The 14,671-nt window shown below is 54.9% G+C and carries 9 protein-coding genes; 5 read left to right on the plus strand and 4 right to left on the minus strand.

Annotation, left to right across the window (positions count from 1 at the left end):
- Positions 1–49: 49 nt before the first annotated feature.
- The 5 genes from IAE55_RS17430 (at position 50) to map (ending at position 10,218) form a co-directional block, all read left to right on the plus strand.
- Positions 50–5,515: a HAMP domain-containing protein gene (locus IAE55_RS17430; protein ID WP_200633353.1), complete on the plus strand. Its 5,466-nt coding sequence runs from the start codon at positions 50–52 to the stop codon at positions 5,513–5,515.
- A gap of 255 nt (positions 5,516–5,770) precedes the next feature.
- Positions 5,771–6,109, plus strand: a complete 339-nt coding sequence (locus IAE55_RS17435) for a hypothetical protein (protein ID WP_145156906.1) — start codon at positions 5,771–5,773, stop codon at positions 6,107–6,109.
- A gap of 122 nt (positions 6,110–6,231) precedes the next feature.
- Positions 6,232–6,813: a TetR/AcrR family transcriptional regulator gene (locus IAE55_RS17440; protein ID WP_089546695.1), complete on the plus strand. Its 582-nt coding sequence runs from the start codon at positions 6,232–6,234 to the stop codon at positions 6,811–6,813.
- Between the two features lie 226 nt (positions 6,814–7,039).
- Complete coding sequence (locus tag IAE55_RS17445; RefSeq protein ID WP_200633354.1) at positions 7,040–9,304, plus strand: YhgE/Pip domain-containing protein; 2,265 nt, start codon at positions 7,040–7,042, stop codon at positions 9,302–9,304.
- Between the two features lie 167 nt (positions 9,305–9,471).
- The gene (gene map / locus IAE55_RS17450; RefSeq protein WP_076169476.1) at positions 9,472–10,218 is read left to right on the plus strand and encodes a type I methionyl aminopeptidase; all 747 of its coding nucleotides are present in this window, start codon (positions 9,472–9,474) and stop codon (positions 10,216–10,218) included.
- Between the two features lie 126 nt (positions 10,219–10,344).
- Here the strand turns inward: map and IAE55_RS17455 are convergent, their stop codons facing one another.
- The 4 genes from IAE55_RS17455 to IAE55_RS17470 form a co-directional block, all read right to left on the minus strand.
- Positions 10,345–10,545 carry a hypothetical protein gene (locus IAE55_RS17455; protein WP_105443470.1) on the minus strand — a complete coding sequence of 67 codons (201 nt, stop codon included), beginning with the start codon at positions 10,543–10,545 and terminating at the stop codon, positions 10,345–10,347.
- An 80-nt stretch (positions 10,546–10,625) separates the two neighbouring features.
- Positions 10,626–11,771, minus strand: coding sequence for a Ger(x)C family spore germination protein (locus IAE55_RS17460; protein ID WP_145156908.1), 1,146 nt, complete (start codon positions 11,769–11,771; stop codon positions 10,626–10,628).
- Complete coding sequence (locus tag IAE55_RS17465; RefSeq protein ID WP_145156909.1) at positions 11,768–13,588, minus strand: spore germination protein; 1,821 nt, start codon at positions 13,586–13,588, stop codon at positions 11,768–11,770. Before IAE55_RS17465 ends, IAE55_RS17460 begins: the two co-directional genes overlap by 4 nt.
- Entirely contained in the window at positions 13,585–14,658 is a 1,074-nt protein-coding gene (locus IAE55_RS17470) for a GerAB/ArcD/ProY family transporter (RefSeq protein WP_234489621.1), read from the minus strand. The genes IAE55_RS17465 and IAE55_RS17470 overlap by 4 nt, the downstream gene beginning before the upstream one ends.
- Positions 14,659–14,671: the final 13 nt, after the last annotated feature.

Below are 14,671 nucleotides of genomic sequence, written 5' to 3' on the forward strand. Positions count from 1 at the left end.
TTTACCAGCAATGAACGGTGTAAAATTATGTCGAGAGAGGGATTTGACTATGTCGGATCAGCATTTGAAACCGGATTCGCAAGAGAGCCAGGTTCAGTCCAAGGAACTGCTCGATGCGCTGATGGCTTTTAAAAAGGGAGATTTTACATACCGCATGCCATACGATCAGACGGGCATCGCTGGAAAAATCGCAGACACCTTTAATGAGATCATGGAAATGGAGGAGAGCCTTGTGTCCGAAATCGATACCGTTGCCAGGGTTGTCGGTAAAGAGGGCAAGCTGTCGCGCAGGTTTTCCCATAAAAATACCGGCGGGTCTTGGGAGGCGGCCGTAGAATCGTTAAACGGTCTTGTCAGTGACCTGATCCAGCCGACCAGCGAGATGGTGCGCGTGATCAACGCGGTTGCCCAGGGCGATTTGCGGCAAAAGGTGGATCTGGAGTTTGAAGGGCGGCCGCTGACCGGCGAGTTCAAAAAATCCGCGAACAACATCAACAAGATGGTCAACCAGCTGAGCAAGTTTGCTTCCGAAGTGACCCGCGTAGCCAAAGAGGTGGGGACCGAAGGCATTTTGGGCGGTCAAGCCGATGTTGAAGGCGTCTCGGGGACATGGAAGGATCTGACCGACAGCGTGAACGGCATGGCGGCTAATCTGACGAGCCAGGTCCGCAGCATCGCCGAAGTGACGACGGCAGTGGCCAAGGGCGATCTCACCAAGCAGATCACGGTCAATGCCAGCGGCGAAATTTTGGAATTGAAAAATACGATTAATACGATGGTGGAACAGCTGTCGACCTTTGCGTCCGAGGTCACCCGTATGGCCCGCGAGGTCGGCACGGAAGGAAAGCTCGGCGGGCAGGCGAACGTCAAGGGCGTGTCCGGCACGTGGAGAGATTTGACGGAGAGCGTCAACGACATGGCCACGAATTTGACGGATCAGGTCCGCAATATTGCGGTCGTTACGACGGCTGTTGCCAACGGTGATTTATCGAAAAAAATTACGGCCAACGTTCAGGGTGAAATCCTGGAACTTAAAAATACGATCAACACGATGGTGGACCAGCTGTCCATGTTCGCTTCCGAAGTGACGAAGATCGCCCGCGAGGTCGGCACCGAGGGCATACTGGGCGGACAGGCGGAGGTAAGCGGCGTAGCGGGAACATGGCGTGACTTGACCGAAAGCGTCAACTCCATGGCCAGCAATCTGACCAACCAGGTCCGCAACATCGCAGAAGTGACGACAGCGGTGGCAAAGGGCGACCTGTCCAAGCACATCACGGTTAACGCCAAGGGTGAAATTCTCGAGCTGAAAAATACGATCAACACGATGGTGGATCAGCTCAGCACGTTTGCGTCCGAAGTTACCCGCGTGGCCCGCGAGGTCGGAACGCTCGGCATGCTCGGCGGTCAGGCGCAGGTGAAGGGCGTGGCCGGCACGTGGCGCGATTTGACCGAGAACGTCAACTACATGGCCTCGAACCTGACGAATCAGGTGCGCAATATCGCCGTCGTGACGACGGCGGTGGCGAACGGGGACCTGTCGAAGAAGATCACCGCGGACGTGCAGGGCGAAATCCTTGAGCTGAAAAACACGATCAACACAATGGTGGATCAGCTCAGCACGTTTGCATCCGAGGTTACCCGCGTCGCCCGCGAGGTCGGCACCGAAGGGAAGCTCGGCGGACAGGCCGAGGTCCGGGGCGTCGGCGGCACGTGGAAGGATTTGACCGAAGGCGTCAACAACATGGCCCGCAACCTGACGAATCAGGTGCGGAACATCGCCGAAGTGACGACGGCGGTAGCGAAGGGCGACTTGTCCAAGAAGATTACGGTCGACGTCAAGGGCGAACTGCTCGAGCTGAAAAACACGATGAACACGATGGTGGACCAGCTCAGCAATTTCGCGTCGGAAGTAACGCGGGTGGCCAGCGAGGTCGGAACCGAGGGCAAGCTCGGCGCCCAGGCGAACGTCAAGGATGTGTCGGGTACCTGGAAGGACCTGACCGATACGGTGAACAACATGACCCGCAACCTGACGATCCAGATGCGGAACATTGCCGGTGTGACCACAGCGGTCGCCAACGGAGATCTGTCCAAAAAAATTACGGTCGACGTCAGCGGCGAGCTGCTGGAGCTGAAAAATACAGTCAATACGATGGTGGACCAGCTGAACTCGTTTGCCTCCGAGGTCACGCGCGTCGCCCGTGAAGTCGGAACGGACGGCAAGCTGGGCGGACAGGCACAGGTGAGCGGGGTCGGCGGCATCTGGAAGGATTTGACCGACAACGTTAATATTATGGCGAACAATCTGACGGATCAGGTCCGCGGCATCGCCAAGGTCGTGACTGCCGTGGCGAACGGGAATCTGAAGCAGAAGCTGAACGTGGACGCGAAGGGCGAAATTGCCGAATTGGCCGATACGATCAACAATATGACCGAGACGCTGGATACGTTCGCCGATCAGGTCATTACCGTCGCCCGTGAGGTCGGCGCAGAAGGAAAGCTGGGCGGTCAGGCAAGCGTTCCGGGAGCCGCCGGCACCTGGCGGGATTTGACCGACAATGTCAACTATATGGCGAGCACATTAACCACGCAGGTCCGTGCAATCACCAATGTGGCTACGGCAGTAGCCAAAGGGGATCTGTCGCGGACGATCGATGTCGCTGCGGCCGGCGAGGTTGCCGCGCTGAAGGACAATGTGAACGAAATGATCCGGAACTTGAAAGAGACGACCCGCATCAATACCGAGCAGGACTGGCTGAAGACCAATCTCGCCAAGTTTTCGAGATTGCTGCAGGGACAGCGCGACCTGTATGCCATCAGCCGCATGATCCTGTCGGAGCTGGCGCCGCTCGTGTCGATGCAGCACGGCGTCTTCTATATCAACGAGCCGGAGAACGACGAACCGGTGCTGACGCTTTTTGCCAGCTACGCCTACCAGAACCGGAAGCATCTGTCGAACCGCTTCCATGCCGGCGAAGGGCTGGTCGGCCAGTGCCTCGTGGAGAAGCAGCGTATCCTGCTGACGAATGTGCCGCATGATTATGTCATGATATCTTCGGGTCTCGGCGAAGCCGTGCCGCTCAATATCGTGCTGCTGCCGATTATATTCGAGGAGCATGTGCTTGGCGTGCTGGAGCTGGCGTCCTTCCGGGCGTTTACCGAGATCGATCTGGCTTTCCTGGATCAGCTGACCGAATCGATCGGCATCGTCGTGAACACGATGCAGGCCAACCGCCGGACGGAGGAGCTGCTCATGCAGTCGCAGTCCCTGACGGAGGAGCTGCAGAAGCAGCAGATGGAGCTTCAGCATACGAATGAGGAGCTGGAGGACAAGGCGAAGCTGCTCGTCCTGCAAAAGGCCGAGGTCGAGAGCAAAAACCAGGAGGTCGAGGTTGCGAAGCAGTTCCTGGAGGAGAAGGCGGAGCAGCTTGCGCTGACCTCACGCTACAAATCGGAGTTTTTGGCCAATATGTCGCATGAATTAAGAACGCCGCTCAATTCCCTCCTCCTTCTTGCAGAACAGCTTGCGGATAACCCGGATGAGAACTTGAGCGAACATCAGGTCAAATTCGCCAAAACGATCCAGGATTCAGGTCTGGAATTGCTGAACCTGATCAATGAAATTTTGGATCTGTCCAAAATTGAATCAGGCACCGTAACGCCGGACTTCAGCGAAGTGTCCCTCAAAGCGCTGACGGACAGCCTCGACCGGTCGTTCCGCCCGATGGTGGATAACAGCCTGCTTGAGTTCAGCATCAAGGTGGATCCGGACGTGCCGGATACGGTGGTTACCGATCAGAAGCGGCTGCAGCAGGTGCTCAAAAACCTCCTGTCGAACGCCTTTAAGTTCACGGAGAAGGGCCAGGTTACTTTGGCCCTGCGGCGAGCCAGCGAAGGATGGAGCAAGGATAACGAATCGCTGAACCAAGCGCCGAACGTGCTGTGCTTCTCGGTCAGCGACACCGGAATCGGCATTCCGGAGGACAAGCAGCAGATCATTTTCGAGGCGTTCCAGCAGGCGGACGGCAGCACGAACCGGGTGTATGGTGGCACAGGGCTCGGATTGGCCATTTCCCGTGAGATCGCCCAATTGCTAGGCGGGGAACTGACGCTCTACAGCGTCGTCGGCAAAGGCAGCATTTTCAACCTCTACCTGCCGGTCGACACGGAAATGGGGCCGCAGGAGGAGACGCCGAAATACGTGCCGGAAGTCATCGATGTCACGCCGCCGGAGCAGAAGCGTACCTTCAGCCGCAAGGCAGATGATGTGAACGACGACCGGGAGCGGATTGAGCCGGGAGATCGCGTCTTTCTCATCATTGAAGACGACGTGAAGTTTAACGAAATCCTGCTGGAGCTGCTGCACCGGAAGAATATCAAGGCCGTCATCACGACAAAAGGATCCGGCGCACTCGAGCTGGCGAGAAAATACCAGCCTGAGGCGATTACGCTCGATCTTCGCCTTGGCGACATGGACGGCTGGATGGTCATTGAGCACTTGAAGAACGACTTGGCAACCCGGCATATTCCGGTCTGCGTCATCACCGTCGAAGAGGATGAAGTTGAACTGCTCCGCAAGGGAGTCTATGAGTATGTCTGCAAGCCGGTCACCAACGAAGACCTCGAGAAGGCGCTGGATCAGCTGAGCCGGTTTGCCGCTGAACATAGCCGCAGCCTGCTGCTGGCCGCAACGGAAGAAGAGCGCTGCCAGGAATGGGCGGATCTTCTGGGCAGCGAGGATGTGCGGATCGTCATGGCGCAGACCGCCCGGGAAGCGCTCGAGACCTTGAAGAATGAGCATTTTGACTGCGTGCTCGCGGATAACGATTTGGAGGATATGAACGTTCTGCAGTTCGTCCGGGAAATGCAGAAAAATCCAAAGAACAAGCACACGCCATTGGTCTTGAACCGGAGCGTCAAATGGAACCATGACCAAGAGGAGGAACTGGAAGAGCTGACCAAATCCGCGGTCATCAAAGAGGTCAAGACGCCGGCCCAGATGATCGACGAGACGAGCCTGTTCCTGCACCGCAAGCCGGATGACCTGACAGAACAGGCGGGAGAGCTTGTGCGCAAGCTGTATCAATCCGACGAGATGATTCAGTATAAAAAGGTTCTGGTAGTGGACGACGACATCCGCAACATTTTTGCCTTGACTACCATCCTGGAGCGTCATCAGATGATGGTCGTTCCTGCCGAAAACGGTCACGAGGCCATTCAAATCCTGGAGCAGACGCCGGATATCGAGATCGTGCTGATGGACATCATGATGCCGGTTATGGACGGCTACGAAACGACGCGGGCGATCCGCAGCAAGCCGCAGTTCAAAGATCTCCCGATCATTGCTCTGACCGCCAAGGCGATGAAAGGCGACCGGGAGGAATGCCTGGAAGCCGGAGCATCCGACTACATTACCAAGCCGGTGAACAGCGCGCAGCTGTTGTCGATGATCCGCAGCTGGCTTGGAACGACGGCACCTGAGGAAGATGCCGGGCCGGACCAGGAGGAGTAGAAGGAACGGACATTTAAGAGATGTTTCCCGCTGTTTATGGTGGGAGGCATCTCTTTTTCTATTCTCGGAAATGTCCATATCACAATAAGCCCCTGTTCTTTGATCCTGTTTGGCGGGGAGATCGTGATTTCCAGGGATGTTTTGCCTTTCGGCGGAATGGTTAGACTCTTTATAGACGGGCTGCGGCCGCTTCATCGGCATCAACAGCACCCGGAGATGAAGACAATGACTACTACGCAGAAAGAAGGGCTTTCAATGAACGAATCTCTCAAATCCGTAACCGACTGGCTGAACGCGCATAAACAGCAGACCGTTATGATCCGCAAACAGGAGCTCGAGGACACCGACCAGACACGAATCACGCTGGAGGATGTGGAATACAAGCCGAGCACACCGACGATTGACGAATATACCGAAGGGGATTCGCTGATCCTGCACGGCAGCGGAGCTGTGGTGAACGAGCAGGGAGATATCCCGCTTCCGCAGAGCACATACCAAATTTACGTTGACGGATTGAAGTACGCGGATGTGCAGGAGCAGCAGCTTTCCATGGAAACGGAACGGGCAAAATATGAAATTTTCATACAATCTTGAAAAATTTCAATAAGTATCTTTGCATATTCCAATAAATGTGGTAAAGTAAAAACTGACCTTATGACTGGAATTGAAAATTGGTCAGTTTTTGCTGATACGCGTTTAGATGGGAGGAGAACATCATAGGATCGGTCGACCGGAAGAAACAGGTGCTGGGCGCGGCTGCCCAGTCCTTTTCCTTGTTCGGGTACAAGGCGACGACGATGGAGCAGGTAGCGAAGATCGCTAATGTGGGAAAAGGAACGATTTATACGTTTTTCGATACGAAGGAACAGCTGTTTGACGAAATTCTGCACGGCGTCATCTCCGAAATGAAGACGATCATTGAGCGGGAAGTGGATCACCGGAAGCCGTTTTTCGACAACCTGTTCCGGGTTCTGGATTCCCTTCTGGAATTCCGGGGGGAGCATGAGCTGTTGATCAAGCTCTCACAGGAGGTCAGAGACTTCGGGACGCCACAGTCCCAAGAGGCGATGAGCCGGGTGGAGGGTGTCATCCTCGGCTATATGGAGAAGGAAGTCCGGTTCGCGGTGGAGCAGCACGAAATCCGTGAATGCGATCCGTCCGTCGTCGCTTTCCTCATGCTGAAAATGTATGTCGCCTTGACGTCCGAATGGAACAAACAGCATCAAAAAACGTTAACCAAGGCGGAAATCAGGCAGCACTTCCGGCTGTTTCTGGAAGAAGGGCTGTCTGTGAAATAACCGGGCATGCGTTATATCCCTTTATAAGAGCAGGGACCGCTGCGGCCTTTATCAGGCGCCACGGCGAAGTACCCGAGTACGTCTCGGAGCAATGGCCCCACGTTGTGGGGTCCTTTTGTCCGGAGTATTTCCGTATGCGCAAAACTGACCAATTGAAGAAATCAGTCAATGATACTCGGGAGTGTCTGAGTCATACTAAATAACGTAAAGGGGGAAGCCTGGAAACATGAAATCAATAGCCGTGTTTTTTAAAGATTTGGCGGCGGCCGCAAAAAATCCGAAAGTGCTCATTCCGGTCATTGCCGTCATGTTTATTCCGATTTTGTACAGCGGCGTATATCTGGCGGCCTTTTGGGACCCCTACGGTCATCTGGACCAGCTGCCGGTAGCGGTGGTCAACAAGGATAAGGGCGCCGAATTCAAAGGTAAGCAGCTCCACATTGGAGACGATTTGGTGGACGAACTGAAGAAAGGCAAGGACTTTGACTGGGAATTCGTCAGTGAAAAAGAAGCTGAGCAGGGAATCAAGGATAACCGCTTTTATATGAAAATTACGATCCCTGAGGATTTTTCCAGCAAAGCGACGACGCTGATGGATGAAAATCCGCAGCCGGCCAGCATCGAATATGAGCCGAACGGAGACTACAACTTTGTGGCCTCCCAGATCGGCAATACGGCCGTAAAGGATATCAAGTCCAAAGTATCCGCGAAGGTAACGGAATCGTATACCGACAGCCTGCTGGACAATTTTACGGAGGTATCGGACGGTTTGGCTGAAGCCGGTGAAGGCGCGGGCAAGCTGCACAACGGTACCAATGATCTGGATGAAGGAGCCGTCAAGCTGAAGGAAAACCTCGGCAAGCTGGCGGCAGGCACACTGGAAGCGAAGGACGGCATGGGTCCGCTGGCCAAAGGGGCCAGCGACCTGACCAAAGGTGTTGGCGACCTGGAAGGCGGCGCCAAGCAGCTTGCCGGCGGGCTCAGCCAGCTGAGCAGCGCGCAGGGTCAGCTGACCGCAGGGGCCGTGTCGGCCCAGAAGGGCGGCGAGCAGCTGTATCAAGGGCTGCAGTCCTCGCTCAAGGGCGCCCAAGACCTGAATGCCGGTCTGAAGAGCGCCGATGAGGGCGCAGCCGGACTGGAATCCGGTCTGAAGGCGTCAGAGAAGGGAAGCGCCGATCTGGCGAGCGGCCTTGAATCTTCCGCAGGCAGCGCTCAGAAGGTCGCCGACGGCGCCAAAGGCGTGGCCGACGGCCTGCAGCAGCTGGCCAAAGCGAGCCCTGAGCTCGCGGCAAACCCTGAGCTGCAGAAGCTGATCGCAGCCAGCCAGGCGGTAGCCGACGGCAGCGCCCAGCTCGCGCAGGGTCAGCAGCAGCTGCTCAGCGGGGCGAACTCGCTGCATGACGGCCAGAAGAAGCTGGCCGGCGGCGCGGCCCAGCTGCATGCGGGCACGCAGCAGCTCACCGCAGGCAGCGGACAGCTCGTACAAGGCCAGCAGCAGCTCGTGGCCGGCGCATCCAAGCTGAATGCCGGCCAGCAGCAGCTTACGGCCGGCTTGCAAACGTTCGGCCAGAAGCTGTCCGAAGCGGCCGGCGGCAGCCAGAGCCTGGTGGGCGGCGCCCAGCAGCTTCTGGCAGGATCCAGCCAGCTGCAGGGCGGCGTGAACAAGCTGGCCAGCGGGCTCGGAACACTTGCCGACGGTTCGCAGCAGCTGAACAACGGCGCAGGTGACCTGAAGAGCGGCATCAGCAAGCTGGAGGACGGTTCGAAGGAGCTGCAGACGAAGCTGACAGACGCGGCGGATAAAACCTCCGAGCTCAAGAAGACCGATGCGCTTGTGGAAATGTTCGCTTCCCCGGTTGATACGAAGGAAATCGATGACCGCAAGGTGCCGAACTACGGCACAGGCCTGACGCCATACTTCATGTCGCTCGGCCTGTTCGTCGGAGCGCTCATTTCGACGCTGGTCATTTCGCTCAAAGGAACGACGGTTCCTGGCGCTTCCGGCTTCAGCCGGTTTGTCAGCCGCTCGCTGTCCTTCGCGGGCATGAGCTTGTTCCAGTCCGTGGTCGCGGCAGCGATCATTTTGTACGGACTGGGGCTGGAGGTTCGAAGTGTACCACTCTTCTTCCTCTTCTCCTTTATTACGAGCTTGACGTTTATGTTTATCGTGCAGGCGTTCGTCACCTGGCTGGATATGCCGGGACGCTTCCTGATCATCATCCTGCTGATTCTGCAGCTGGCAACCAGCGCCGGAACGTTCCCGCTGGAGCTGATTCCGGATTGGCTGAAGCCGCTGAATCCTTGGCTTCCGATGTCCCACAGCGTGCTCGGATACAAGGCGATTATCGCCAGCGGAGATTTCGATCTGGTGTGGAAGCAGGCAGGCATCCTGGGTATCGACGCCGTGATCTTCCTTGCTTTGACCCTTGTCTACTTCCTGATCAAGGGCCGCAAGGCGAAGGAAGTTCCTGCAGAGCCGCAAACGGCTTAATTGCACTCGCGATAACAATCCATTCACAGGAGTTCCGGTTCTTCCCATCGAAGGACCGGAGCTCCTTTTTCGCCTTATCACGCATAAGATGATACGAGTAGATTTCGGACATTGACGATATTGGGTATAATAAGAAGATACAGACAGGAATGAGGGTAGATAAAAAGATGATAATTCTGAAGACGAAAGACCAGATCAAGTACATGAAAGAAGCGGGCGAAATTTTGGCTGCCTGCCACCGTGAGATCCGCAAGATGATTGCTCCCGGCATCACCACTATAGAGATTGACCGTTTCGCAGAACAATTCATCCGCAAGCATGGGGCTACACCCGAGCAGAAAGGATACAACGGTTTTCCTTATGCGACCTGCACTTCGGTAAACGACGTGATCTGCCACGGCTTTCCGGGCAAAACGGTGCTGAAGGACGGGGATATCATTACCGTGGATATGGTGGTCAACCTGAAAGGCTGGCTGGCCGACTCTGCATGGTCCTATCCGGTCGGGAATATTTCCGAGCAGGCGCAGCGCCTGCTGGACGTGACGCATGAATCCCTGTACAAAGGAATCGAGAAGGCGGTTATCGGCAACCGGATCGGCGACATTTCACATGCAATCCAGGTTTATGCCGAAGGTGAAGGCTTCTCGGTCGTACGCGATTTCATCGGCCACGGCATCGGGGAGGAAATGCACGAAGCACCGCAGGTTCCTCACTACGGGCCGGCGAATGTAGGTCCACGGCTGAAGGAAGGCATGGTGATTACGATCGAGCCGATGCTGAATACCGGCACTTACCGGAGCAAGATGGACAGCGACGGCTGGACCGCCAGAACGCTGGACGGCGGACTGTCGGCCCAGTACGAGCACACCCTCGCGATTACGGCGAACGGTCCGGAAATTTTGACAGCCCAATAAGCCGGCAAGGATGACGGAAAACCGGAAGTCCGGGCGGTGTCATTTCTTCGGAGTTCATAAGCGTAAAACACAAAAAGAGAAGCATCGGGAGGATGCTTCTCTTTTTGTATGGATTAACGCCGAAAGCTACCTGAAATAAATGGCGACGCAGATGATGATGGCCAGGACCACGGTCACCACGTACATGGAAGTCAGCTTGGACAGATTCTTCTTCGTACGATGCTCGTACTCCGGATTGCGTTTTTTATTTTCGGCAGAAAAACCGACCCAGAACGTCCCGACAGCAGCCAGCAGGGCGATCCCGATCACGACGATGTAAATCCACATATTTAATCACCTTTCTTGATCCCTGGCTGTTGGCATGACAGGAACGCATTCTTTGCTTCATCATACCACGCGCCGAAGGATCAGTGAACCCTTTGCTTGTACTTACCGGAGTTCACCATCGTAATGGTGACATCTACGTTCCTCAGCATCTCATCGGTTAGAATAAAATCAGACTTCTTGCTGAGTTCCCGCCATTTGTCGGGGTATTTCCGGTACAGCTTGTCTTCCAGCATCAGCACGTCGGATTTCAGGGTGACGCCTTTTTTGTAGCTGTCGATGACTTCCTTCTTTACTAGTTGGGCGGCCATTTTCTCCAGCGTCGACTCCGGCAGATCCTTGATCATCAGATCCACGTAGGATTTAAGTCCGATGCGAATGTCGAAATGAATCTTGTCGTTTTCCAGCTTTGGATCTACGATAAAATGCGGCTTCATCAGGATCAGGGTGGCTACGGGGGTCTGACCGACAGGAATATTGACGGGTGACCGTTCAAGCTGCCGCTGAATCCAGCGGGTTCCCTTCAGATCATCCTCCGAGAGCCATCCGCGAAGCTCTCGGTTGTCAAAAAAATAAGCGCCGGATACCCGAAGCATCGGGTGGTCCTTTTTATCCTCATACCAGTCCTTATAGTCAATCGTCAACGAAGGAAGAATTGCCGTCCCGCTCGGTTCTTTCAACTGGGCCAAAATTTTAAACTCATAAATGGGCAGGATGAACGAACGCTGCGTATAAACCTGCTGCGGAGATTCCAACACGCTTTCCAGCGGAGAAAAGTTCAGGATGGACTTCTCCGTCAGAATGTCCTGAATCGGATCTTTCGTCCCATACAGCAGCACGTTATAACGGATTTCCCGGTACCGGTTCAGCATGTCAAACACCTGGTCCATGCCATGCTTGAGCAGCCGCTCGGAACAAACGACCACTTTCATATGGCCCCAAAATACGCGGCGCTGTGCCGTCGAGTAGATGGATGTCAATGATTCGGTCACGGTCATCCCTTCCCCCGTGCCAATCCAGATCGGCACGACTTTGCCGACCTGGGCATTTTGGGATTGAGCGATATTGGAGAAGTTCAGCACCTGAACGTAGCTTTTATATTTTCCGTCCTCATAATCAAGCCCGATCGCCGTCACATAGGCCATATTCTGAATATCCTTGGAGTTCCAGCAGCCCGGCAGGAGAAGCGTTAACGCACAGCATACAAGGAATAGCGCCAATCGTTTCATGTCGGGGACTCCCCTTGATGATCCGGATCCTGCGGATTCAGGAAGGAGGTGCGGCTCTTGACTTTATCCCACGGCAGCCGGATGACCGAGTTGATAAAATCCTTGAACCGGAATGGTGAAACCGGCGCAAGATAGGACTCTCCGAACGTCCGGAGCCGGGATACATAGATCAGCAGCAGAATCAGGCCGAGAATGAGGCCGTACATACCCAGAAACGAGGCGATCAGGAACAATGTGAACCGGATAACGCTAATGACCGAGGTTAAGCTTTGATTCACCAAGGTCGCGCCAGTGACGGTCGTAATAGCGCCCACGACGACGGATGACGGCGAGACCAGCCCGGCACGGATGGCGGCGTCGCCGATGATAAGACCGCCGATAACGGTCAAGGTCTGGCCGATCGTGGTGGGCAGCCGGATGCCGGCCTCGCGGAAGATCTCAAACAGGAGAAGCAGCAGAAACAGCTCCATCTGGGCGGAAAAGGGCAGGCCCAGACGGGTCACCGAAATCGTCGCCATCATCCGGTACGGAAGCTGGTCCTGGTGAAACGCGGTCAAGGCCACCCAGAATCCCGGCAGAGCCACGGACAAGACGAGACTGAGCACGCGGATCAGCCGGACAAAGGAGATGTAAATGTAATTAAAGTGGATGTCCTCCGGCGATTTCATAAGCAGGGACAGCGAGCCAGGACCAGTAAGCACCATCGGATTGCCGTCTACGATGATGACGAATCTCCCGTTGATCAACGAGCTGACCGCGTAATCCGGACGGCCCGTAAAATCGATCAGCGGCAGCAGGGAGTATTTCGAGTCGGACAGCAGTTCCTCGAGCTGGCTGGCCGTATACAATCCGTCCATGTCGATTTTAGACATCCGCTTTTTAACCTCCTCCAGAAGCTTAGGCGAGATGATGTCTTCAATGTAAAGGAGAGATACCCGTGTCCGTGTGCGTCTGCCCATCACAAACGTTTCGTTGCAGAGCGTGGTGCTGCGGATCCGCTTGCGGATCAGTGCGACATTGGTGCTGATATCTTCGGTAAAACCGTCTTTCGGGCCTTTGACGGAAATTTCGGTCGTAGACTCCTCCGGTGTCCGTTTAGGCATGTTGCTGATGTCCATAGTATACAGCTCGTTGGTATGCGGGAGGAACAGGACGACACTCCCCTGAAAGACGGCTTCCTCTATCGCACTGCTGGGAGCGTTCGTCTTTAGCAGGCTTAACGGCAGCTTGCCGGCAAGCAGTTCGCCTTTTTTGGATGGGAGGCCGTCTTTCTCATACATGTCGTAGAGCTCCGGCAGAATGACTTTGCCGAGCAGCGATGACTCGCATAGACCATCGGCAAAGACCAGGACGATCTCAGAATAAGGATTGGACTTGCTGAGCCGGTGCATTTGGACCTTGATATCGGCGCTTTTGGCAAATAAATCGTTCAGCCTACTAAAATTCCAAAGCCTCGGTTCATCCGAGGAGTCGTCATCGGAGCTGCCTTTCTGAGGATTGTTATCATCCGAATTGGTGCTCTCTGATGTTTTGTCATCGGTATCCCCATTTTTTCGCTGATTATTCCCCTGCTCGGAATCGCTAACGTTCCGGTTGTCCTCTGGATTGTCGGAAAGCGGCTCGCCATTCTCCTCGCCTGTTTCTTCTGGAGCCTGGTCCGGTGAATTGCCGCTGCGTTTACCTTGATCCCTGTTTTTTCGGCGCTCTTGGCTTTGCTTTCCACTATTACCGTTGTGCGCATGACTTTCTTCTTTGCGATCATCCGATGGATCGTGATCCCCTTGGGGCAAGTAATTTTTATTTTCAGTATCCGTCATGTCGTACGCTCCCTTCTTTTATTCGGAATGAAGGAGATGCCAACGCATATCAGGGAGTACGAGATTCCCAATATCAAGGAAGCCGGAAAATAATACCGGTACATCATGTTGTAAAAGTCCTGCTGGCTGTACGGAAACATACATAACACGATGTAACTGAACGTTAGGGCGATGATAAATCGGCCCCGCATCGTTTGGTTGGAGAAGGGCATGATGTCCGCAAGCAGAAACAAAGACAGGCTAATTCGAATCGATGAACCGGCAAGCCATTGGTACACCGAGAAAAAGTCCACATGCTCTACATAATCACCGATTTTGACCAGCCGCCACTGTTCATAAGGAGAAGTGGCCTGCTTGGCTGCTTCGACTGGCCCAAACTCGGTGATGGCTCCTATGACGGGTCCGAGCGTAATCCATACCATCAGCAGTGTGAACACGATCATGTGCCACGGCTTCGTGTTCGACCGGATCCGGTGCTGCATCGTCAAGATGACGATCAGTTCGATAAACGCCCCTCCCGCATACAGCATGCCATGAACAGGCGGTACCCACCCGTGCTCCATTAGGGGTAACAACATCTTATAATTTTTATGAGCGCTGTTGGACACCGAGACGAAAATCCCCAGAACGACGACGATCGGCAGCAGGACGCCCGCTCCGATTGCCATGGAGCGCAGACCTGTTTTGGCCCCGTACAGGCAGACCAGCGCCAGGGCGGTTACGAGCACCAGCTTTGGGGTGGCCGGCAGGTAATTGGTGATGGTCCAGGTGGAGGTGTGAAGCAGCGTGAGGCCTCCTATGGTGTACAAATACAGGCACATCGGAACCATGAGAACCCAGGAAATCCATGGTTTTGTCCGTTCGGCAAGCCAGGGCTGCAGCTTGCGGTTACCGGATCTCTTCATGAACCAGACGAGCAGCAGCGACCAGGGCACGTAAATGAGCGCAGCCATGAGGACGGAAACCCAGGCATCCCGGCCTGATGCATCCAAAATCATGGGATTGACGATGACATGACTGGTTAGCCCATTCGTCAGCATGAGGATCATACAGATATGGGAGAAATTCATTCGATTGACAGAA

The organism is Paenibacillus sp. S28, assembly GCF_016624415.1.
In the GTDB taxonomy this organism is placed as follows: Bacteria; Bacillota; Bacilli; order Paenibacillales; family Paenibacillaceae; genus Paenibacillus_AQ; species Paenibacillus_AQ favisporus.